The sequence below is a fragment of the Catellatospora sp. NPDC049609 genome, from assembly GCF_040675365.1.
Lineage (GTDB): Bacteria > Actinomycetota > Actinomycetes > Mycobacteriales > Micromonosporaceae > Catellatospora.
The window spans coordinates 36381-57567 of record NZ_JBFAOU010000025.1; the positions used below are offsets into that span (position 1 = coordinate 36381).

Here is a 21187-nt window from a genome sequence, read left to right on the forward strand (position 1 = left end):
GCGGTCACGGCACCGGCCGAGGCGGCGACGCAAGCGCGACGCCTCAGCCGAGCAGCCGTGCGGCCGAGGCCAGGTACGCCCGTCCCGCGTCGGGCTGGCCGTGGCGGATCATGTAGAGGCCGGACGAGACCCGCTCGACGAAGGCCCACTCCCAGATCACCTGCGCGTCCACACCCGTCGCCGCGGACAGCCGCGCGCACCAGCCGCGCAGCAGCGCCACCGGGTCCGCCGCGGCGAGCAGCTCGTCCTCCCAGCCGCGCACCACGACGCCGAGGTCGTAGCCCGGATCGCAGAGGAACCCGTCCGGGTCCACGAAGACGTACCCCGACTCGGCTCCCGGCCGGGGCGACAGCACCGCCAGCGCGTTGTCCGGGTGCGCGTCGCCGTGGCAGACCACGGCGGCCTCCGGGTCGAACGCGTCGGCCCGCCGCCGGGCATAGTCCAGCGCCCGGTCGACGACCGCCGCCGGGCACGGCTGCCCCGTCTCCGCCCACAGCTGCTCGATCAGCTCGATCAGGGTGCTCGCCTTGTCCGTGCCGGGCGGCACGGCCGCATCGGGCGGGGACGGCACCAGCCAGGCCTGGCGCAGCGTCGCCGCCATCACGTCGAGCACCCGCTCCGGGGGCAGCCCGGCCGCCGCGAGCGCCGGGCCGAGCGGTTCCAGCAGCGCCGCGTCACGGTCGGCGTCGTACGCGTACAGCCGGACGTAACCGTGCCCGTCCGCCGCGGCCAGCGTGCGCACCTGGCCGGCGAAGCCGTCGCCGGGCGGGGCGAGCCGCAGCACCGCGGCGCTGCCGTCCTCGCGGCGCACCCGCAGCACCAGCGCGGCCGACCCGCCCGCCAGCGCCGGGCCGGGCGTCAGCGCCCAGTCGGCGCACACCTGTGCCACGCGCACCGGCAGCGCGGCGAGCCAGTCGTGCGCTCCCCTGCTCACGGCGGTGCGGTGCATCAGGTCCGGCAGCTCGATCACGCTGCAAACGATGCCATGCGCAGGGCGTGGTCGCGACGGGATATGCCGGACCGGGTTAGGCTCAGCCATGCTCGCCCGCGCCTGGGGAATCACCCGTTCTCTCGCGATGTACCACGGCATCCCGGGCCGCCACCGGCGGATGCGGCGCTTCTACGGGCAGTTCCTCGGCCCCGGCGACCTCGGCTTCGACATCGGCGCGCACGTGGGCAGCCGGGTGCGGCCGTGGCGGCGGCTGGGCGCGCGGGTGCTCGCGGTCGAGCCGCAGCCGGACTGCCTGCGCGTGCTGCGGCTGTTCTTCGGGCGCGATCCCGGCGTGACGATCCTGCCCACCGCCGTGGGGGCACGGCCGGGCACGGCCAGCCTGGCGCTGTCCTCGGCGACCCCGACGGTCTCCACCATGTCGCACGAGTGGATCGAAACGGTGCGCACGACGGACGACCGCTTCGCCGCCGTGCGCTGGGACCGGTCGGTCGAGGTCGCGGTGGTGACGCTCGACGACCTCGTCGCCGCGCACGGCGAGCCGGCCTTCTGCAAGATCGATGTGGAGGGTTTCGAGGCGGACGTGCTGCGCGGGCTGTCCACGCCGCTGCGCGCGCTGTCCTTCGAGTACCTGCCGCCCGCCCACGACGCCGCCCTAGAGTCCCTGGCGCTGGTCGAGCGCCTCGGCGCGGGCCGGTACGAGTACAACTACGCCCCGGTCGAGACCATGCGCTTCGCGGCCGCGCAGTGGCTGACCGCCGCCGACCTGGCCCGCCTGCTGGAGCAGCGCTTCCGCCCGCTGGGCCGCTCCGGCGACGTCTACGCCCGCACCCGCTCGCTCTGACCCGCAGCCACGACCGGCGCATCGGCGCGGCGCTGCCAGAGCCACACCACGTCGCGGCCGAAGGACTCGGTGAGCAGGGCCAGGGCGGCGGCCAGCGCCACCGTGACCGCCGGTCGGGGCAGCAGGCCCGCGGCGGCGACGGCCAGCGTGATGCCCTGGATCGCGGCGACGACCTTGCGCCAGTAGCGCGGGAACAGCCGCCCGCGCAGCCACGGCAGCACCCAGGTCGCGGCGACGTACGCGTACCGCATCGCGCCGATCGCGAGCACCCAGGCGCCGAACCGCGGCGCGGCGTACACGCTGAGCACCAGGATCAGGAACGCGTCGACCTCCATGTCGAAGCGCGCGCCGAACGCCGAGTCGGTGCCCGTGCCGCGGGCGACCCGCCCGTCGACCGCGTCCAGCACCAGCGCCACGGCCGTGACCCCGACCAGCACCGGGACGGCGATGTCGCGGGTGAACGCGTCGACGACCAGCGCCGTGACGCAGCCGGTGAGCAGGGCCCGGGTGAGGGTGACCCGGTCGGCGGGGCCCAGCGCGCCCCGGCGCGCGGTGCGCATGGCCCGCTCGACCAGCATGCACAGGCCGATGCCGTACGCGATCCCGGCGAGCCAGCCCACGCTGCTCAGCCCGGTCGTGGAGGCCAGCACCACCAGTAGGGTGAACTGGACGATCAGGCCGATCACCGGGCCCGGGCTCACCGACGGCACGGCGCCTCCGTTAGGTTCGATCGTGATCGGATGGGAGAGATCGATGGCATCCTACGCGCGCGCCTTCTGGGTCGCCTCGCCACACGTTGGTGAGATCCGGCGCGTCGCGGTGCCCGAGCCCGGCCCCGGCGAGGTGCTGGTGCGCACCGTCCACACCGGCGTCAGCCGGGGCACCGAGACGCTGGTGTTCCGCGGCGAGGTGCCCGCGAGCCAGCACGCCGTGATGCGCGCGCCGTTCCAGGAGGGGGACTTCCCCGGGCCGGTGAAGTACGGCTACCTCAACGTCGGCGTCGTCGAGCAGGGCCCGGCGGACCTGCTGGGCCGGACCGTGTTCTGCCTGTACCCGCACCAGACCAGGTACGTCGTGCCGGCGGCCGCCGTGGTGCCGGTGCCCGGCGGGGTGCCCGCGCGCCGGGCGGTGCTGGCGGGCACGGTGGAGACCGCGGTCAACGCGCTGTGGGACGTCCCGCCGCTGGTCGGCGACCGGATCGCGGTGGTCGGCGCGGGCATGGTCGGCGCGTGCGCCGCGGCGCTGCTGGCCCGCTTCCCCGGGGTCGAGGTGCAGCTGGTCGACGTGGACCCGGACCGGGCCGCGCTCGCCGCGGCACTCGGCGTCGCGTTCGCCACCCCCGAGACCGCCGCCGGCGGGTGTGACCTGGTGTTCCACGCCAGCGCGTCGGGCGCGGGCCTGCAGCGCTCGCTGGACCTGCTCGCCCCGGACGGCACGGTCGCCGAGCTGAGCTGGTACGGCGACCGCGAGGTGGGCCTGCTGCTGGGCGGGGCGTTCCACTCGGGACGGCTGAGCATCCGCGCCAGCCAGGTGGGCACGGTCTCCCCGGCGCGGGCCGCGCGGCGCACCCACGCCGACCGGCGGGCGCTCGCCCTGGACCTGCTGCGCGACCCCGTCTTCGACGCGCTGCTGTCCGGCGAGTCGGAGTTCGAGCAGCTGCCCGAGGTGCTGGCCGGGCTGGCCGACGGCACCCGGGCGGCCCTGTGTCACGTCATCGCCTACGGCAAGGAGCAACCGTGTTCAGCGTGACCGTCCGCGACCACATGATGATCGCTCACAGTTTCCGCGGCGAGGTCTTCGGACCCGCGCAGCGGCTGCACGGCGCCACGTTCGTCGTCGACGCGACCTTCCGGCGCGCCGACGTCGACGCCGACGGCATCGTGGTCGACATCGCCGCGGCGGCACGGGAGCTGAACGCCGTGGTGGGCGAGTTCAACCTGCGCAACCTCGACGAGGTGCCCGCGCTGGCCGGTCTCAACACCACCACCGAGGTGCTGGCCAGGGTGATCGCGGACGCCCTCGCCGCGCGGGCGCGCGCGGGCGCGCTCGGCGACGGGGCCCGCGAGCTGGCCGGGATCACCGTCACCCTGCACGAGTCGCACATCGCGTGGGCGAGCTACGAGCGCACCCTGTGACGGTGGTGCACGTCGTCCTGCCGGGGGACATCGACGATCCGGCGGCGCCGAGCGGTGGCAACCGCTACGACCGGCGGATCTGCGGTGGCCTCGTGGGGCTCGGCTGGGCGGTGCGCGAGCATGCCGTGGCCGGGTCCTGGCCACGGCCTTCCGCGGCGAGCCGCACCGCGCTGGCCGGGCTGCTGGACGGGCTGCCGGAGGGGGCGGTCGTCCTGCTGGACGGCCTGGTCGCCGCCGGGGCCGGGGAGGTGCCGGCGGCCCGCGCGGCCCGGCTGCGGCTGGTCGTGCTGGCGCACATGGTCTTCGGCGACGAGGCCGCCGACCTGCGCGAGCCGGAGGCGCGCGCCCTGCGGGCGGCGGCCGCCGTGGTCACCACCAGCCGGTGGTGCCGGCAGCGGCTGATCGAGCGGTACGCGCTGCCGCCCGCCCGCGTCCACGTCGCCGCGCCCGGCGTCGACCCCGCACCCGCCGCCACCGGGTCGCCGGACGGGTCGCGGCTGCTGTGCGTGGCGGCGGTCGCCCCGCACAAGGGGCACGACGTGCTCGCCGACGCGCTGGCCCGGATCGGCGACCTGCGGTGGAGCTGCACCTGCGTCGGCTCGCTGGACCGCGACCCGGGCTTCGTCGCGCGGCTGCGGGCGCACCCGGCCGCGCGCCGGATCGACTTCACGGGGCCGCGCACCGGCGCGGACCTCGACGCGGCGTACGCCGCGGCGGACCTGCTCGTGCTGCCCTCGCGCGGGGAGAGCTACGGCATGGTGGTGACCGAGGCGCTGGCCCGGGGCATCCCGGTGCTGACCGGTGCCGTGGCCGGGCTGCCCGAGGCGGTCGGCCGGGCCCCGGACGGCGACCTGCCCGGCCTGCTCGTGCCGCCCGGCGACCCGGCCGCGCTGGCCGGCGCGCTGCGGCGGTGGCTGGCCGAGCCCGCACTGCGGGACCGGTTGCGCCGTGCGGCACGGGGCAGGCGTGACACGCTCACCGGATGGGAACACACCACAGGACAGGTCGGCGAGGTCCTGGCGGCGGTGGCCGGCGCCACCGGATGACGGGCGCTCTGTGTATAAATCCACAGACACCCGGTGGCGTTGCGCCTAGGAAGGTGAAGTGCTTGGACGGGAGATCACGTTGCGCAGCGCCTTGACGGGGATCCGCGCCCGGGCGTCCGGCCCGGCGGCGCGGCGTGCCTGGGCCTGGGCGCGGCTGCTCGGCGGGCTGTCCATCCTCGCCCTGCTGGTGTGGCAGGTCGGCACCGGGCCGTTCCTCGACGGCGTACGCGGGATCGACCGCTCTGCGCTGGCGGCGGCGTTCGGCATCAGCATGCTGACCACGGTCTGCTGCGCCTGGCGGTGGAGCCTGGTCGCGGGCGTGCTCGGCGTCCGGCTGCCGCTGGGCCGGGCCGTCGCGGCGTACTACCGCGCCCAGTTCCTCAACACGACGCTGCCCGGCGGGGTCGCCGGCGACGTGCACCGGGCGGTGCGGCACGGGCTGGACATCAGCGACGTGCGCCTGGCCGTGCACGCCGTCGTCGCCGAACGATCGATCGGGCTGGCCGTGCAGGTCACCGCCACGCTGGTGCTGCTGGCGGTGTTCCCCTCGCCCGTGCGACCGTACCTGCCGCCGGTGCTCGCCGTCCTCGTCGCGCTGGCGCTCGGGGTCTGGCTGGCCACACGGGCGCTCACCCGCACCCGGCCGGCCGCCGACCCGGCCCGGCTGGGCGGTCGCCTGCGGGACAGGCTGCACGCGGCCGTCGCCGGGCTGCGGGCCGCCCCGTTCACGCGGCGCGCCTGGGCCGGCATCGTCGCCGCCTCGGCGCTCGGTGTCGTCGGGCACCTGGTGCTGTTCCTGCTCGCCGCGCGTACCGCCGGCGCGACCGCACCCCTCACCCTGCTGGTGCCGCTGACGCAGCTCGCCCTGCTGGCGATGGCGCTGCCGGTGAGCTTCGCGGGCTGGGGCCCGCGCGAGGGCGTGGCCGCGTGGGCGTTCGGCGCCGCCGGGATGACCGCGACGCAGGGCGTCACCACCGCCGTGACGTACGGGGTGCTGGTGCTGGTCGCGGCGCTGCCCGGCGCCGCCGTGCTGCTGGCCCGGACGCTGCGGCCGCGCGTCGCGCTGCGGGGTGGGGCCGATGTCTGAGCGCCCGTACGTCCTGCTCAGCTGCAGCGTCTCGCTCGACGGTTATCTCGACGGCGCGACCGACGAGCGCCTGCTGCTGTCCAACGACGCCGACTTCGACCGCGTCGACGAGGTCCGCGCCGGCTGCGACGCGATCCTGGTCGGCGCGCGCACGGTGCGCCGGGACAACCCGCGGCTGATGGTGCGCGCGCAGGCCCGCCGCGACGCGCGGGTCGCCCGGGGCCTGCCCGCCTCCCCGATGAAGGTGACCGTCACCGCCCAGGCCATGCTCGACCCGCAGGCCGCCTTCTTCACCACCGGCGACGTGGACAAGATCGTCTACTGCGCCAGCCGCCGGGTCGGCCACGCCCGGCAGCGGCTGGGCGGCGTCGCCACCGTCGTCGACGGCGGCGAGCCCGTCGACCTGCGCTGGGTCACCAAGGACCTGCACACCAGGGGCGTGAACCGGCTGATGGTGGAGGGCGGCGGCACCATCCACACCCAGTTCCTCACCGCCGACCTCGCCGACGAGCTGCACCTGGTGGTCGCCCCGTTCTTCGTCGGCGACTCGCGGGCCAGCCGCTTCGTCGGCGACGGCCAGTTCCCGTGGCACCCGGGCCGCCGGGCCGAGCTCGTCGACACGCGGCAGATCGGCGACGTCGTGCTGCTGCGCTACGCGCTGTCGCCGCGGTTCCACAGCGCCGACCGGTTCGGCGGCACCGACCAGGGAGATCGATGACGACGTTCCCACCCGCCGCGACCATCCGTACGCAGGTGAAGGTGCCGTTGCGCTTCCACGACGGCTACACCGCCACCGCCCGGGTCATCTCGTTCGGCGGGCTCGCCGACGGCCGCGAGCACCTCGCGCTCGCCCTCGGCGCGGCGGGCCGGGCGGTGCCGCTGGTGCGCCCGCACAGCGAGTGCCTGACCGGAGACGTCTTCGGCAGCCAGCGCTGCGACTGCGGGCCGCAGCTGCGGGAGGCGGTCGAGCGCATCGCCGCCGTCGGCGGCTACCTGCTCTACCTGCGGCAGGAGGGCCGCGGCATCGGCCTGTACGCCAAGCTGGAGGCGTACGCGCTGCAGGACACCGGCCTGGACACCTACGAGGCGAACGTCGCGCTCGGACACGACGCGGACGCGCGCGACTACACCGTGGCCGCGCAGATGCTCCGGGCGCTGGGCGTGGACCGGGTCGCGCTGCTCAGCAACAACCCGGACAAGGCCGAGCAGCTCACCCGCCTCGGCGTGGCAGTGGCCGAGCGCGTGCCGACGGGCGTGCACCTGTCCGCCGCGAACGCCGCCTACCTGGCCACCAAGGCCAACCGCGCCGCGCACACCCTGCGCCTCTTCCCGGCCCTCTGATGACGCAGACCGAACCGACCGCACCGACGACGCCGGCCGGACCGACGCCGGCCGAACCCGCGACGCCGACCGAGCCGGCGGTGCCGAGCGAACCGATTGCGCTGGCCGACGCCGCCGTTCCGGCCGGGCGGGTCGGCGAGGCCGGGCGGGCGCGGCGGGTGTCGGTGCGGGCGGGCACGGTGCTGGCGTTCGGGCTGGTGATAGTGCTGCTGGTGGTGCCGAACGAGCTGGGTCGGCTCAGCCCCGCGGCTTTCCTGCGTGTCCCGATCGACGGGCTGGTCGCGCTGGCGGTCGTGCTGGTGCTGCCCCCGCGAGCCAGGCGGGTCGCGGTAGTGGTGATCGGTGCGGTGCTGGGCCTGCTCGGCGTCGTGAAGGCGGTCAGCCTGGGTTTCTCCGCGGTGCTCGACCGGCCGTTCGAGCCCGCCCTCGACTGGCCGTTCCTCGTCGCGGGCGCCGACTACGTCGGCCAGTCGTACGGCGACGCTCTCATGTGGGCCGCCGTCGCGGGCGCGATCGGGCTCGCGGTCGGCGTGCTCGCCCTGGTCACGGCCGCGTTCCGGCGGGTGGCCCGGCTGGCCGTCACGCGCCGCGCCGGCGCGGCCCGCACCCTCACCGTCCTCGCCGCCGCCTGGCTCGCCCTGGCGCTGGCCGGGACGCAGCTCGTGCCCGGCGTGCCCGTCGCCGCGCACGACGCCTACGACCAGGTCGACCTGCTGGGGCGGGGCACCCGGGACGGGCAGACGTTCGCCGAGCAGCTGTCCACCGACGCCTTCCGGGGCATGCCCGCCGCCGAGGCGCTGGCCGGGCTGCGCGGCAAGGACGTGATCGTCGCGTTCGTGGAGAGCTACGGCAAGGTGGCGCTGGCCGACCCGGAGCTGTCGCCGCAGGTCGGCGCGGTGCTCGACGCCGGGTATGACCGGCTGCGGGGGGCCGGTTATGCCGCGCGCAGCGCCTGGCTCACCTCCCCGACCACCGGCGGCGGCAGCTGGCTCGCGCAGTCCACCCTGCTGTCCGGCCTGTGGGTGACCAACCAGCAGCGTTACCGCACCCTGCTGGCCAGCGACCGGCTCACCCTGCCGGGCCTGTTCGCGCAGGCGGGCTGGCGGACCGTCGCCGTCATGCCGGCCACCACCACCGCGTGGCCCGAGGGCGCCGTGTACGGGTACGACCAGGTCTACACCGCACCCGACCTCGGCTACGCCGGGCCGCGTTACAGCTTCGCCACCATGCCCGACCAGTACACGCTGCACACCTTCCAGCAGCGGGAACGGCCGCCGGGGCACCTGCCGGTGATGGCGGTGATCCCGCTGATCTCCAGCCACTCGCCGTGGGAGCCGGTGCCGCGGCTGCTCGGCTGGGACGCGGTCGGCGACGGCTCGGTGTACGCCGCCGCGTCCGGCTCCGACGACCCCGCCGAGATCGTCGAGCAGCGGGACCGCTCGCGCGTGCGGCAGGCGTACGCCAACGCGATCGCGTACTCGCTGGAGACGCTGATCTCGTACGTGCAGACCTACGGGGGCGACGATCTGGTGCTGGTCTTCCTCGGCGACCACCAGCCCTCGCCGTCGGTGACGGGCCAGCTGGCCAGCCGCGACGCGCCGGTCACGATCCTGGCCAGGGACCCGGCGATGCTGGACCGGGTCGCCGGCTGGTCCTGGCAGGACGGCCTGCGCCCCGGCTCCGACGCCCCGGTCTGGCGCATGGACGCCTTCCGCGACCGCTTCCTGACCGCCTTCGGCCCCCGCTGACCGTCCCACCCGCCCTTGATCATCGGACTTGCCTGGCACATGGGCGTATCCGCGCTCAAGATACGCCCATGTGCCAGGCAAATCGGGCGATCTTGGCGGGCGAGCCGGAGGGGTGTCGTGGAGAACTCACTCTGGGAGTCGGCGAGGTGACAGTGCGGGGCGGGCGGATCGGCTCCACTACTGACCATGCTGCGTCGCGCACTCCTCCCCCTCCTCGCCGTCGCCCTCCTCGCCGGCTGCGGTGACGACCCGAAACCGCCGTCGGCCGAGCCCAGCGCGGTGACCAGCCTCCCCGCGGAGGCGTCGCCGAGCGCCCCGCCGAGCCCGTCGGCCTCCCCCTCACCCGCGATCAACTTCACCGTGGACGGCGCGGGGCCGTACGCGGTGGGCGCGAAGCTCGCCGACCTGCAGGGCGCCGGGCTGCTCGCCGACGTGGCCACCGGCGCGGAGACCTGCCCGGCGAACACCACCGCCGCCGGCACCGGCGTGTGGCAGGACGTGCGGCTGCAGTTCCGCCCGGACGGGGCGCTGTACCTGGTGGTCAACCGGTCCAAGACGATCCCGACGCCGTCCGGGGCGTGGCTGGGCATGTCACTGGCGGCGCTCGACTCGATCTACGGCAACCTGGGGCAGGAGCTGAGCGGCGGCAAGGCGTACCTGGTCACCACGACCTCCGGCCGGGGCATCCTGTTCGACCTGGACGACAAGAAGAAGGTGATGGCGATGATCGCCGGCGACGCCGCGTACCTCAAGTCGAGCTACGAGGGCGGCACCGACTTCTGCTGAACCGCCGGCAAGCGGATGCTCTGACACCGTCGCGGGGCTCGGGGCCGCCCCGAGCCGTCGCGCCGTGCGCGTGCGATGCTTCGTTGCGTGCGGGAGCCGGACGATCGTCGGAACAGCGAGCACGGCGGCCCCGTTCGCGCGGTGTTACTGGACTTCTACGGCACGGTCGTCGCCGAGGACGACGCCATCCTCGCCGACATCTACCGGCAGGTGCTGGACCAGTGCACTGATCCTCATGAGGTGACCACTACGCAGGTGGGCTCGTATCGGTGGCGCGTGTTTCGCGAGGAGATGGCGGCCGACCGGGCGGCGTTTCGATGCCAGCGGGACATCGCCGTGTCGTCGCTGGCCCGTACGGTCCGCCGGTTCGGCTCGGCCGCCGACCCGGCGGCCTTGTGCGCGTCGCAGTTCGCGTTCTGGCGTGAGCCGGACCTGTTTCCCGACGCCCGCGCCTTCCTCGACCTGGTCGACGTGCCGGTCTGCGTGGTGTCCAACATCGACCGCGCCGATGTGCTGGCCGCGATCGCCCATCACGGGCTGCCGCTGGCGCACGTGGTCACCAGCGAGGACGTGGGCAGCTACAAGCCACACCCGGCGATGTTCCAGGCCGCGTTGGACCTGCTCGGCCTGCCCGCCGGCGCGGTGCTGCACATCGGCGACTCGCTGTCGGCCGACATCACCGGCGCTCACCATCTCGGTATTCCCAGCGTATGGGTCAACCGATCCGGCAAGCCACGGCCGGACCCGTTGCACGCGATCACCGAGGTGGACACCCTCTTCGCCGCGCTACCGCTGGTGCCGCACCGGCAATGAACGTTACCTGTGGCACATGGACTTGCCGGTGAAGGCGGGACGCCGGGACGAGCTGACAGTGCTGGGCCGTGACGCGGGCGACGGCGGCGAAGGTCCGCCAGGACCGAAGCAGAGCGGGAGCAGGCAAGACGCCTGCTCCCGCTGGATTGTGGGCGTGGCAGGGTTCGAACCTGCGACCCTCCGCTTGTAAGGCGGATGCTCTCCCACTGAGCTACACGCCCGCACGGCTGACGCCGACACGAACCGGCACATCCTACCTGACCGTCGTGCCCGCCTTCGCGGGACTTACCGCCCCCTGACCCCGCCCGGGAAGCCCGCCGACCCACCACACACCCGCCGCGTTCCGCTGGCCCTCGCCCACGACCCGCACCGACCGTCGCCCGTTTAGGCAGCGAATGCCCGACCCGGCGAGCGTTCCCAAGGAACATGATCGCCGTTTCGTGTCAGAAGGCGCGGCCTGAATGCACATTCCGACCGGAAACAGCGATCTTCGCCCGACGGCACAGCACCGCCTGAGAGCCGACCGAGCCCGGATGGAGAGCCGGGCACCCGGCGGGAGGGTTCCGTGATCGCCGGTACGGCTCAGAGCGCCGCCAGGGCCTTGCGCCAGGCGTCCTGGTCGCGCGCCTCGCCGGGCAGGTTCATCTCGGCGTAGCGCACGACGCCCTCCCGGTCGATGACGAAGGTGCCCCGGTTGGCGAAGCCGCGCTCGTCGTTGAAGACGCCGTACGCCTGGGCCACGGCCCCGTGCGGCCAGAAGTCGGCGAGCAGCGGGAACTCGTAGCCCTGCTCGGTCGCCCAGACCTTGTGCGCGTACACGGAGTCGACGCTGACCGACAGCACCTGGGTGGTGTCGTTGACGAAGTCGTTGAGGTTGTCGCGGATCGCGCACAGCTCGCCCTGGCAGGTGCCGGTGAAGGCGAGCGGGTAGAAGACCAGCAGCACGTTCTTGCCGCCCCGGAAGTCGGACAGCCGCACTTCCTGGTTGTTCTGGTCCTTGAGCAGGAAGTCGGGCGCCTGGGCGCCGGCCTCGATCGGCATGATCTGCCCTCACAATCGGTGAACGTTCACCTTCGATGATCGCAGAGCTGCCTGGCGGCCTGCCGGCTGGGGGCAGGCCGCTCGACGGTCCGCGGCGGGGCTCAGCGCTTCGCGCGGGCCGCCTTCGGTGCCACCAGCCGCGCCGCGCTCCAGTCCTTGCCGGCGCTGAGGGTGGAAGTCTGGGATAGGCCGGCGGTGGGTGCCACCTCGGCGATCTCGCTGGGCTCGACGTGCCCTGGCCGACCCGACTTCGGGGTCAGCAGCCACACCGTGCCGCTCTCGGCGAGCGGGGCGATGGCGTCGGTAAGCAGTTCGAACAGGTCACCGTCGTCCTCGCGGTACCACACCAGCACCGCGTCGACGACCTCGTCGGTGTCCTCGTCCACCAGGTCAGATCCGCATGCGTCGGCCAGGGCGTCACGAAGATCATGATCGACGTCGTCGTCGTATCCCATCTCCATGACCACCATGTCCGGCTCGATGCCGAACCGGTCCGCCAGGCTGCGTACGCCCTCGGCGGCCTGACCAGCGGTCGCGCTCACTGTCTTGTGCCTCCTCTTCGTTTTCCGGATAGCCGCCGTTCGCGGCGGGGTCACTTGCCCATTGTCGTCGGCGTCACAGCCGACTGCGGGTAGTCCACACAGTTCTAGCGCCCAGCGCAAGTGGCGGCCTCGGCGGGTCGCCAAAAACGCGGGCTCAAGCCGTCCGCACGGCCTGCTCCGGCGGCCCCGGATCGCCCCGTCGCGCCTCCTATGCCCGTCCGGGGGCCGCCGCACGCGCCGGGCGGCCCACCGTTCCGGCCGCGCCGCCGAGCGCGGGACCGATCATGCTTCGAGCAGGGCGCGGGCGGCGCGCTCGATGGCGTCCTCGCCGACCAGCACGTGGTCGGCGGCGGGGCCGAGCGGCAGGAACGTGTCGACGGCGGCGACGCGCCGGGCGAGGCCGACGTACCCGGCGTCGACCAGGGCGGCGAGCACGCCCTCGCCGACGCCGCCGGAGCGGCGGGTCTCGTCGACGACCAGCACCCGGCCGGTGGCCCCGGCCTCGCGCACGATGTCGGCCAGCGGCAGCGGGGCGAGCCAGCGCAGGTCGAGCACGCGGATGCCGTGCCCGGCCTCGGCCAGCCGGGCGGCGACGCGCAGCGACATGCGTACGCCGTTGCCGAAGGTGAGGATGGTGAGCCGGTCCCCGGCGCCGAAGCTGTGGCTGCGGGCACGGCCGACGGGCACGTGCGTGTCGGCCCACCGGTCGGGCGCGGCGTACGGGCTCAGCCAGCCGCCGTCGCCGTCTTGATGCAGGTCACGGGTGTGGTAGAGGGCGATCGGCTCCAGGTAGACGCTGACCGTGCCGTCGACCTCGGCGGCGGCGACGCAGCTGCGCAGCATGGCCGCGGCGTCGTCGGCGCGCGCGGGGACGGCGAGCACCAGCCCGGGGATGTCGCGCAGCACGGCCACCGAGTGGTCGTTGTGGAAGTGCCCGCCGAAGCCCTTCTGGTACGCCAGGCCCGCGATGCGTACCACCATCGGGTTGCGGTAGGCGCCCTGGGAGAAGAAGCGCATGCTGGCGGCCTCGCCGCGCAGCTGGTCCTCGGCGTTGTGCAGGTACGCCAGGTACTGGATCTCGGGGATGGGCAGCAGGCCGCCCAGCCCGGCGCCGAGGCCGAGCCCGAGGATCGACGTCTCGTCGAGCAGGGTGTCGAAGACCCGGGCGGGGCCGAAGCGGTCGCGCAGGCCCTTGGTGACGCCGTAGACGCCGCCCTTGCGGGCCACGTCCTCGCCGAAGACCAGCGACTGCGGGTGGCTGAGCATGAGGTCGGTGAGGGTGGCGTTGATGGACTGGGCGAGCGTCAGCGGCCCGGAGCGCTCGGGCAGCTTGCCGCCGAAGACGCGGGCGCGCTCGGCCAGCGCGGCGCCGGCGGCCCGCTCCCCCGCCCGCGCGATCACCCGCGCGACGCGCAGCGGGCGGCGCGGGGCCAGCGGGGCGACGACCTCTGCGGCGGAGGCGAGCTTCGGCTCGTCGCGTACGGCGGCCGCGGCCTGCTGCACCCGCCAGCCGATCTCGTCGTACCGGCTGAGCAGCTCCATCGGCGCGGCCATGCCCGCGTCCACGAGCAGGTGCGCGGTGCGCAGCAGCGGGTCCAGCGCGAGGTCGTGCTCGATCTCGGCGTTGGTGCGGTAGGCCAGCTCGGCGTCGGCCCCGGCGTGCCCCATCAGCCGGACGGTGCGCAGGTGCAGCACGGCGGGGCGGCGGTGGCGGCGCACCCAGGACACCGCGGAGCGGGCCACGGCGTACGTGTCGGCCAGGTCGCAGCCGTCGGCGTGGTAGTAGCGCAGGCCGGGGCGGGACTTGAGGGTGGTGCCCACCCAGCCGGCGGGCGAGCGCACGCTGATGCCCAGCCCGTTGTCCTCGCAGACGAACAGCAGCGGCAGCCGCAGCCCGGTGAAGTCGGCCCAGCCCGCGGTGTTGAACGCGGCGGCGGCGCTGGCGTGGTTGACCGAGGCGTCGCCGAACGAGCAGACCACCACGGCGTCGCGCGGCCAGGCCGGCGGCACCACGGCGGGCTGCCCGGTGTCCGCGGCGTGGCGGCCGGCCGTGACGCCCTGCCGGGAGCGTTCCACGGCGAAGGCCAGCCCGACCGCGCGCGGCAGGTGGGAGGCGATGGTGGAGGTGGTCGGGATGACGTTGAGCTCGGTGCTGCCGAAGACCTTGTGCCGCCCGCCCGCGATGGGCTCGGCGGCGCTGGCGACGATGCCGCGCAGCACGTCGCGGATCGGGTCCACCTTGCCCTCGGCGAGCTGCTGGGCGCGCGCGGCGTAGAACGCGCCGGAGCGGTAGTGCAGCAGTGCCGGGTCGGTGGGGCGCAGCGCGGCGGCGACGCCCGCGTTGCCCTCGTGCCCGGCCGAGCCGATGGTGTAGAAGCCGTCGCCCTCGGCCCGCAGCCGCCGCGCGGCCAGGTCCAGGTGGCGGCTGGTCACCTGGGCGTCGAAGAGTTCCCGTGCCTGGGCCCCGGTGAGGCCGCTGTCGGAGCGCACCGTCGCATGTGGATCGCCGCTCGGGGTGGTGCTCGCCGGCCACGCGGCCAGCGCGCTCCGGAACCGGTCGTCGAGATCATGAGAGGTGCTCACGCTGCACAGCATGCCCCGGACCGGCAAGGGGCGACCACCCGGATCGGTGATCGGACACGCCACGCGACCCCACAAGTTGGACCATTTGTCCATATTTATCAATAATCGGCGGCATGCTGAACCCGTCCCCCGGACTCAGGCGTGCCCTGCTGGCCACGGCCTCGACAGCCCTGCTCGCCCTGCTCGCCCCGCAGCCCGGCACCGCGGTGCCGCTCGCCGGCGACGCCGCGCCGAGCGCCGCCGCCGCGCGTGTCGCACCCGCGGACACCGCCGATCCGCCCGTGCTGGTCGGTGCGGGCGACATCGGCAGCTGCCAGAGCGACGGCGACGAGTACACCGCCAAGCTGCTCGACCGGATCCCGGGCACCGTGTTCACCCTCGGCGACAACGCGTACGTCGCCGGCACCGCCGAGCAGTTCCAGCGCTGCTACGAGCCGTACTGGGGCCGGCACAAGGACCGCACCCGGCCGGTCATCGGCAATCACGACATGCGCACCGACTCCGGCGGCCCCTACTACGACTACTTCGGCGAGGCCGCCGGCGAGAAGGGCAAGGGCTGGTACTCCTACCAGCTCGGCGGCTGGCAGGTGGTGGTGCTCAACTCCACCTGCGACCTGGTCGACTGCGAGGAGGACTCCGAGCAGGCCGAGTGGCTGCGCGAGGAGCTCGACGGCTCCGACGCCAAGTGCACCGTCGCGATGTGGCACCACCCGCTGTTCTCATCCGGCTGGAAGCACGACGCCGACCCGCGGGTGAAGCCGTTCTTCGAGATCCTTCACGACCACGGGGTGGAGATCGTGCTCAACGGGCACAACCACAACTACGAGCGGTTCGCCCCGCAGACCCCCGACGGCGAGCTGGACCGCGAGCGCGGCGTGCGGCAGTTCACCGTGGGCACCGGCGGCGGCGGCCTCAACGGCTTCAGCAAGGACATCGCGGCCAACTCCCGGGTCCGCAACGCCGACACCTTCGGCGTCCTCAAGCTCACCCTCCACCCGGACTTCTACGTCTGGAAGTTCGTCGGGCAGCCCGGCAGCACCTTCACCGACACCGGCGTCACGGCCTGCCACTGACGGCCGGCGGCCCCGGCAGGTCACCGACGGCCCCGCCCCCAGGATCAGGGACGGGGCCGTCGGCCGGCAGAGGTTCGACACCGAACGGGTGACACCGGGGATCGGCGGGCCGGCCTCAGTCGCGCCAGCCGTAGATCTCCACGCCCTTGGCGGCCTCGACCCGCAGCGCGAACTGGATCTCCTGGGCGGTGTTCGGGGCGAGCACCAGCTTCCAGGTGTAGACGCCCAGCTCGTCGCGCTCGGCGGGGTCGGGCTTGACCGCGAGCTCCTTGACCGTGATCTGCGCGTCGCGCGACACCGGGAGCTGGTCGAGCACGGTCACGGAGATCTGGCGCGGGGTGTGGTTGGCGATCGTGATCTTGTATTCGGCGTCGGTGCGGCGGGTCGAACCCAGCGCGGCCTTGCTCGCCGAGCGGCGCACCAGCTCGCGCTCCACCCGGACCCGGTCGTCCACGCCCAGTGCCAGCTCCCGCTCCTCCTGCGGGGCCCACGGCTCCAGCCGGGTCGAGCCCACGAAGTCGCCCTCGTGGAACAGCGCCGCCGCGCCGCCCGGCAGGGTGTGCTGCGAGGTGTTCAGCACGGTGGCCCGCAGCGTCGCCTCCTCGGCGCGCACCGGCGCGGTGATGTGGTCCAGCCGGGCGGCCAGGTCGAACCGCGCGATCAGGGTGCGGTGCGCGGTCCCGTCGGCGGGCACCGCCACCGGCTTGAGCGGGGTGTACGTGGCCGCGACCGGCCCCTCCTCCACCGCCGCCGCGGTCTCCCGCACCGCCGCGCGCGCCTTGGGCATCATCGTCGGCGCACCGCCGGGTGCGGGCGGCGGCGGCCCGGCCATCGCCGCCATCGGCGCGGCGGCGTACGCGACCGGCATCGGCCGCGCGACGTCGACGAACCACGGGTCCAGCTCGGGCACCTCCAGCGCGCCGGCCGGGCGGGCCGTGGACAGCTTCAGCGCGCACTCGGGCCAGTCCTCGCCGGTCCGCTGGCTGATCATGCCGTGCCAGGTGAGGGAGAGCGCGTCCCCCGCCAGGCGCAGGTCGTACCCGCTGTGCCAGCTCGCGCCGGGCACCACGTAGGACAGCTCCAGCTCGACCTCGCCGTCCTCGTCGGCCTCCAGCAGCACCTCGGCGACCAGCCGGTCCGGCCGGGCCTTGCCGCGCAGGTCCATCAACCGGCGCTCGGCGGCCTCGCGGCGGCGGTGCAGGTCCAGCCGCTCCCGCTCGCGCTCGCGGCGGCCCTCGTGCAGCGCGGTGAGCTGCTCGTCGAGTCCGTCGGCGAAGCGGACGGCGGCAGTGGGCTCGCCGGTGGCCAGCGCACCGGCCCCGCGCATCGCCAGCCTGCCCAGGAAGCGCTCGCGCGCCGCGGCGACCTTGTCGGCGTCGTCCAGGGCGGAGACCGCGGCCTCGATCTCGCGCAGCTCCACCTCCAGCCGGGTGACGTCGGCGTCGGAGGTCACCGGCTCGCGCCGGGTCACCACGTTCACCCCGGCGACGGCGGCCGGGCCGTGGCCGGACACGCGCACGGAGTCGCGCAGCAGGCCCAGCGGCAGCGGTCCACAGGGGACACGGTGCTCGCCGGCGGTCAGGCTGACCGTGCCGCGCCGGGTCACCCGGGCCCGGTCCGGGAACACCGTGACGGCGATGATCGGGGCGTCGAGGAACTCGAGCGTCATGACTGCTCCCCGCTTCGCTCGCCGCGGGCAGGACCGGATCCATGTCTCATGATTCGCTCGCTCATGAGCCGAGGCTAACCGAAGCATGCGCGCGGAGCGCCCCATTGGAACCGCACGGAGCGGCCCCATGGGAGACCGCGCAGAGCGCCCCTGGGGAACCGGCGGAGCGCCCCCGGCAAACCGTGGGAGCGCCCCGCGGGAACGGGGCGGCCCCGGGGTGCCTGTGGGCACCGGGACCGCCCCGTCCTTCTTCAGGGAGGAGGTGAGGTCAGGAGCAGGCCCGCCCGTTCAGGGTGAACAGGGCCGGGTTGGGGTTGGGGCCGGTCGCGACGTCGCCGTTGAACCCGAAGGTCACCGACGCGCCGGGCGCGATGACCTTGTTCCAGGCCAGGTTGGTCGCGCTCACCGTCGCGCCGGACTGGGCCGCCGCGACGCTCCAGGCGTCGGTGACCGACTGCCCGCCGAGGAACGACCAGCGCAGCGTCCACCCGTTGATCGCGGTGGTGCCGGTGTTCTTGACGGTGACCTGCGTGGTGAAACCGCTCGGCCACTGGGCGTGCTTGGTGTAGGTCACCTTGCAGTTCGGCGCGGGCGCGGCGGTGCCGTCGCCCTGGCCGGCCAGGAAGGCGGCGACCCACGCCAGCGGCGCGTTCCAGTTGATGGTCAGCTCGTTGGTGGACCACGACTCGATGTGGTCGATGTAGCAGAACTGCCCGGTGCAGCCGGTCAGCTTCTGCTGCGCGATCGGGTCCTGGATGGACGAGTTCGGGCCGCCGGCCAGGGTGCCCCGCGGCGGGTTCGGCAGGTCCGGGTTGAGCTGGTGGGCGTACCACCGGCTGTGCTGGTTGTGCGCGTTGACCTCGCCGTATCCGGTCACGTACGAGATGTTGAGCGCGTTGCGGCCGAGCAGGTAGTCCATGCCCTGCGCCACCGCGTCGGCGAACCGGTCCTCGCCCGTGATGTCGTACGCCGCGGCCAGCACCACCAGGTTGTTGGCGACCTGGCTGCTGGAGCCCCAGTCGTAGGAGTTGTTCGCCGGTTGGTACGGCACGCCGTACGGGTGCGCCGAGATCGCGTCGAGGTACTCCTGCGCGCCGGTCACGACCGAGGCGCGCACGGCGGCCCGGCCCGGCAGGGCGCTGGGCACCGTGGCCAGGTCCAGGCGGCCCAGCGCGGCCAGGCTCTGCCAGCCGAAGCCGTTGCTGCTCCACACGTCGGCGGTGTGCAGCGGCGAGGAGGTCACCGCGTCGCGGTAGGCGGTCTCGCCGGTGGTCAGGTAGAGCTCGGCCGCCGCCCAGTAGAACTCGTCGGTCACGTTGACGTCGTCGTACGTGCCGCCGCCGGTGCCGTCGGACGGGCTGGCGTAGATCGCCGGGTGCGCCAGCGCCGCCGCGTAGGCCGTCTTCGCCGCGGCCAGGTTGCGGGCCGCGAACGCCGCGTCGTACGGCGCGTACACCCGGGCCGCCTGCGCCGCCGCGGCGGCCAGGTTCAGCGTCGCCGCGGTCGACGGCGGGTGCAGCTCGCGCAGCTTGTCGTCGCTGTGCGGCAGCAGCGGCAGGCCGGTCCACTCGTTGTCGTGGATCTTGTGGTGGGCCATGCCGGCCAGCGGCTGACCCGCCGGGACCTGCATCTTCAGCAGGAACTCCAGCTGCCAGCGGGCCTCGTCGAGGATGTCCGGCACGCCGTTGCCGCTCTCCGGCAGGTTCAGCTGGCCGTCCGGGAACGGCTGCGCGGTCGCCGCCCACTTGCCCCGCTCGAACTCGTTGACCAGCTGGAACACCGAGATGCCGCCGTTGACGACGTACTTGCCGTGGTCGCCCGCGTCGTACCAGCCGCCGGAGACGTCCAGCGAGTACTCGCAGACGCCGGGCTGGCACGGCACCGAGGTGTCGCCCTTGTTCGGCGCGACGCCGACGTGGCCCGCCGGGCGGCCGTAGCCGGGGCGCAGGCTGTCCAGGATCTCGATGCCGCTGCGCTGGGTGTAGAACATCTTCAGCGCGTCGTCGCGCAGCCCGGCGTAGAGGTCGCCGGCCAGGTCGAACGGGCGGCTGGTCTGGCCGTCGGCGACCAGCGTGTAGCCGGTGCCCGCGGTGGCGTACGAGCTGAAGTCGATCGAGTGGACGTTCTGCCCGGAGCTGGCGTCCACGCCGCGCGGGGTGGTGTCACCGCTGGCCACGGTGTCGCCGCCGGCGTTCTTGAGCTGCCAGGGCAGCGCCTCGGTCGCCTCGGTGACGACGGTGGCGTTCTTCGGCCCCTTGGTCAGGTAGCCGACCTGGTTGACGCGCACGCGCGGGCCGGTGTCGGGCTCGTAGACCTCCGGCTCGGCACCGCCCTTGAGGGAGATGTCGTCAAGGCAGAGCCGCCAGGGGGAGGCACTGCCACCGATCTGAAACGCCACCTGCGCGTTCGGTAGGGAGACGGGCGCGGTGAAGGTGTACGAGAAACCGGTGGCAGTGCCCGTCATCAGCGGATTCGCGGCCAGGTACTGCGTCCACGGATCCACCGGGAGCTGGATCAGCGCCTTGCCGACGCGGTCCGGCGTGGCGGAGGCCTTGAAGCTGTACGCGTACGTCTCGCCGGCGACCAGCGGGATGTTGTCCTGGCCGATGATGACGTCCCACGGGTTGACGGTCCCGCCCGGGATGTCGGCGCACAGCTCGCCGCTGCTGGAGTCGAGCGTGATGTTGCCGGTCCCCCACCAGGGGGCGTGACCGGAGGTGAAGGTGCCGTTGACGATCTGCTCGGGTGGGTCGGCCGAGGCGGCGCCAGCGGTGAGGCTCGTCGACACGAGCCCCGCCACGGCGGCCAGCGCGATCAGAACGGGTCTACGCACAGCGGATCCTTTCCAGGACGCGATCGGGGTTGGTGCATAGAGACACAGCCGCAAGCTGGGAAAAGTCTGGGAGCGCTCCCATCTGCGCTGATGAATTATTGCGGCCCGGTTTCGGGAGTGTCAATCACCCACCCTGAAACTTTCCCCCGCCGCCACCCCGCCCCAAGATCGCGACGATCTTGCGCGAACTGTTGCCCTTACGGGCGATATGCGCGTGTCATACCCACAGCTCACGCAAGATCGACGCCCCGCGGCGGTCAGCCGGGGAGGAAGGAGAGGCGGATCTGGCGGATGGGGTTGTCGGCGTTGGTGTCGACGAGGCAGATGGACTGCCAGGTGCCGAGGGCGATGCGGCCGGCCAGGACGGGGAGGGTGGCGTAGGGGGCGATGAAGGCGGGCAGGACGTGGTCGCGGCCGTGGCCGTGGCTGCCGTGGCGGTGGCGCCAGCCGGTGTCGGCGGGGAGCACGTGTTCGAGGGCGGTGAGCAGGTCGTCGTCGCTGCCGGCGCCGGTCTCGATCAGGGCGATGCCGGCCGTCGCGTGGGGGACGAAGACGTGCAGCAGGCCGTCCCCCTTGTCCGCGACGAAGCGCGCCGCCTGGTCGGTCAGATCCACCACGGTGGCCTGCGAGCCGGTGCGTACGGTGAGCACGGTGCTGTCCATGGGGACACCGTAGGACAGCACCGTGGCGGAACGGG

At 73.8% G+C, this 21187-nt stretch carries 19 protein-coding genes and 1 tRNA gene; 11 read left to right on the forward strand and 9 right to left on the reverse strand.

Annotation, left to right across the window (positions count from 1 at the left end; all coding sequences use genetic code 11):
* Positions 1 to 43 precede the first annotated feature (43 nt).
* A complete protein-coding gene (locus AB0J67_RS10375) occupies positions 44 to 970 on the reverse strand; it encodes an aminoglycoside phosphotransferase family protein (RefSeq protein ID WP_363479162.1) in 927 nt (308 codons plus the stop codon).
* A gap of 106 nt (positions 971 to 1076) precedes the next feature.
* Here AB0J67_RS10375 and AB0J67_RS10380 point away from each other — a divergent pair, with 106 nt between their 5' ends.
* Positions 1077 to 1793 (forward strand): FkbM family methyltransferase, encoded by a 717-nt coding sequence (locus AB0J67_RS10380; protein ID WP_363479165.1) that lies wholly within the window; start codon positions 1077 to 1079, stop codon positions 1791 to 1793.
* On the opposite strand, the gene AB0J67_RS10385 is transcribed toward AB0J67_RS10380, so the two are convergent.
* The gene (locus tag AB0J67_RS10385; protein ID WP_363479168.1) at positions 1769 to 2503 is read right to left on the reverse strand and encodes a CDP-alcohol phosphatidyltransferase family protein; all 735 of its coding nucleotides are present in this window, start codon (positions 2501 to 2503) and stop codon (positions 1769 to 1771) included. The genes AB0J67_RS10380 and AB0J67_RS10385 overlap by 25 nt on opposite strands.
* Positions 2504 to 2546: 43 nt before the next feature.
* Between AB0J67_RS10385 and AB0J67_RS10390 the strand changes: the two genes are divergently transcribed.
* From AB0J67_RS10390 to AB0J67_RS10430, 9 genes are all read left to right on the forward strand, one after another.
* On the forward strand, positions 2547 to 3542 hold the full coding sequence (locus AB0J67_RS10390) for a dehydrogenase (RefSeq protein WP_363479171.1): 996 nt from the start codon (positions 2547 to 2549) through the stop codon (positions 3540 to 3542).
* Positions 3530 to 3928, forward strand: a complete 399-nt coding sequence (locus tag AB0J67_RS10395; protein ID WP_363479174.1) for a 6-carboxytetrahydropterin synthase — start codon at positions 3530 to 3532, stop codon at positions 3926 to 3928. The genes AB0J67_RS10390 and AB0J67_RS10395 overlap by 13 nt, the downstream gene beginning before the upstream one ends.
* Positions 3925 to 4974: a glycosyltransferase family 4 protein gene (locus AB0J67_RS10400; RefSeq protein WP_363479176.1), complete on the forward strand. Its 1050-nt coding sequence runs from the start codon at positions 3925 to 3927 to the stop codon at positions 4972 to 4974. The genes AB0J67_RS10395 and AB0J67_RS10400 overlap by 4 nt, the downstream gene beginning before the upstream one ends.
* A gap of 100 nt (positions 4975 to 5074) precedes the next feature.
* The gene (locus tag AB0J67_RS10405) at positions 5075 to 6061 is read left to right on the forward strand and encodes a lysylphosphatidylglycerol synthase transmembrane domain-containing protein (protein WP_363479244.1); all 987 of its coding nucleotides are present in this window, start codon (positions 5075 to 5077) and stop codon (positions 6059 to 6061) included.
* The gene (locus AB0J67_RS10410; protein ID WP_363479178.1) at positions 6054 to 6779 is read left to right on the forward strand and encodes a dihydrofolate reductase family protein; all 726 of its coding nucleotides are present in this window, start codon (positions 6054 to 6056) and stop codon (positions 6777 to 6779) included. The genes AB0J67_RS10405 and AB0J67_RS10410 overlap by 8 nt, the downstream gene beginning before the upstream one ends.
* A complete protein-coding gene (ribA, locus tag AB0J67_RS10415; protein WP_363479181.1) occupies positions 6776 to 7402 on the forward strand; it encodes a GTP cyclohydrolase II in 627 nt (208 codons plus the stop codon). The genes AB0J67_RS10410 and ribA overlap by 4 nt, the downstream gene beginning before the upstream one ends.
* An 80-nt stretch (positions 7403 to 7482) precedes the next feature.
* Positions 7483 to 9150, forward strand: coding sequence for a sulfatase-like hydrolase/transferase (locus AB0J67_RS10420; protein ID WP_363479184.1), 1668 nt, complete (start codon positions 7483 to 7485; stop codon positions 9148 to 9150).
* A gap of 186 nt (positions 9151 to 9336) precedes the next feature.
* Positions 9337 to 9936, forward strand: coding sequence for a hypothetical protein (locus AB0J67_RS10425; protein ID WP_363479187.1), 600 nt, complete (start codon positions 9337 to 9339; stop codon positions 9934 to 9936).
* 141 nt (positions 9937 to 10077) lie between these two features.
* The gene (locus tag AB0J67_RS10430) at positions 10078 to 10749 is read left to right on the forward strand and encodes an HAD family hydrolase (RefSeq protein WP_363479190.1); all 672 of its coding nucleotides are present in this window, start codon (positions 10078 to 10080) and stop codon (positions 10747 to 10749) included.
* A gap of 149 nt (positions 10750 to 10898) precedes the next feature.
* On the opposite strand, the gene AB0J67_RS10435 is transcribed toward AB0J67_RS10430, so the two are convergent.
* The 4 genes from AB0J67_RS10435 to AB0J67_RS10450 form a co-directional block, all read right to left on the reverse strand.
* Positions 10899 to 10970 (reverse strand) — tRNA-Val (locus AB0J67_RS10435).
* Positions 10971 to 11331: 361 nt separating this feature from the next.
* On the reverse strand, positions 11332 to 11790 hold the full coding sequence (locus AB0J67_RS10440) for a peroxiredoxin (protein WP_363479193.1): 459 nt from the start codon (positions 11788 to 11790) through the stop codon (positions 11332 to 11334).
* Between the two features lie 101 nt (positions 11791 to 11891).
* On the reverse strand, positions 11892 to 12332 hold the full coding sequence (locus AB0J67_RS10445) for a DUF3052 domain-containing protein (protein WP_363479196.1): 441 nt from the start codon (positions 12330 to 12332) through the stop codon (positions 11892 to 11894).
* A 282-nt stretch (positions 12333 to 12614) separates the two neighbouring features.
* Complete coding sequence (locus AB0J67_RS10450) at positions 12615 to 14927, reverse strand: thiamine pyrophosphate-dependent enzyme (RefSeq protein ID WP_363479199.1); 2313 nt, start codon at positions 14925 to 14927, stop codon at positions 12615 to 12617.
* A gap of 101 nt (positions 14928 to 15028) precedes the next feature.
* Between AB0J67_RS10450 and AB0J67_RS10455 the strand changes: the two genes are divergently transcribed.
* Entirely contained in the window at positions 15029 to 15988 is a 960-nt protein-coding gene (locus AB0J67_RS10455) for a metallophosphoesterase (RefSeq protein WP_363479202.1), read from the forward strand.
* A 115-nt stretch (positions 15989 to 16103) separates the two neighbouring features.
* Here AB0J67_RS10455 and AB0J67_RS10460 read toward each other — a convergent pair whose 3' ends face one another.
* From AB0J67_RS10460 to AB0J67_RS10470, 3 genes are all read right to left on the reverse strand, one after another.
* Positions 16104 to 17657 carry a DUF4139 domain-containing protein gene (locus AB0J67_RS10460; protein ID WP_363479205.1) on the reverse strand — a complete coding sequence of 518 codons (1554 nt, stop codon included), beginning with the start codon at positions 17655 to 17657 and terminating at the stop codon, positions 16104 to 16106.
* A gap of 268 nt (positions 17658 to 17925) precedes the next feature.
* Entirely contained in the window at positions 17926 to 20490 is a 2565-nt protein-coding gene (locus tag AB0J67_RS10465; RefSeq protein WP_363479208.1) for a glycoside hydrolase family 9 protein, read from the reverse strand.
* 257 nt (positions 20491 to 20747) lie between these two features.
* Positions 20748 to 21152 carry a YjbQ family protein gene (locus AB0J67_RS10470; RefSeq protein ID WP_363479211.1) on the reverse strand — a complete coding sequence of 135 codons (405 nt, stop codon included), beginning with the start codon at positions 21150 to 21152 and terminating at the stop codon, positions 20748 to 20750.
* Positions 21153 to 21187 lie beyond the last annotated feature (35 nt).

What these genes read in the sequence shown, in the direction of transcription:
- AB0J67_RS10380 (WP_363479165.1), top strand. Translation starts at nt 1,077, where the DNA reads ATGTACCACGGCATCCCGGGCCGCCACCGGCGGATGCGGCGCTTCTAC.
- AB0J67_RS10390 (WP_363479171.1), top strand. Translation starts at nt 2,547, where the DNA reads ATGGCATCCTACGCGCGCGCCTTCTGGGTCGCCTCGCCACACGTTGGT.
- AB0J67_RS10410 (WP_363479178.1), top strand. Translation starts at nt 6,054, where the DNA reads ATGTCTGAGCGCCCGTACGTCCTGCTCAGCTGCAGCGTCTCGCTCGAC.
- ribA (WP_363479181.1), top strand. Translation starts at nt 6,776, where the DNA reads ATGACGACGTTCCCACCCGCCGCGACCATCCGTACGCAGGTGAAGGTG.
- AB0J67_RS10425 (WP_363479187.1), top strand. Translation starts at nt 9,337, where the DNA reads ATGCTGCGTCGCGCACTCCTCCCCCTCCTCGCCGTCGCCCTCCTCGCC.
- AB0J67_RS10440 (WP_363479193.1), bottom strand. Translation starts at nt 11,790, where the DNA reads ATGCCGATCGAGGCCGGCGCCCAGGCGCCCGACTTCCTGCTCAAGGAC.
- AB0J67_RS10450 (WP_363479199.1), bottom strand. Translation starts at nt 14,927, where the DNA reads ATGCTGTGCAGCGTGAGCACCTCTCATGATCTCGACGACCGGTTCCGG.
- AB0J67_RS10455 (WP_363479202.1), top strand. Translation starts at nt 15,029, where the DNA reads ATGCTGAACCCGTCCCCCGGACTCAGGCGTGCCCTGCTGGCCACGGCC.
- AB0J67_RS10460 (WP_363479205.1), bottom strand. Translation starts at nt 17,657, where the DNA reads ATGACGCTCGAGTTCCTCGACGCCCCGATCATCGCCGTCACGGTGTTC.
- AB0J67_RS10470 (WP_363479211.1), bottom strand. Translation starts at nt 21,152, where the DNA reads ATGGACAGCACCGTGCTCACCGTACGCACCGGCTCGCAGGCCACCGTG.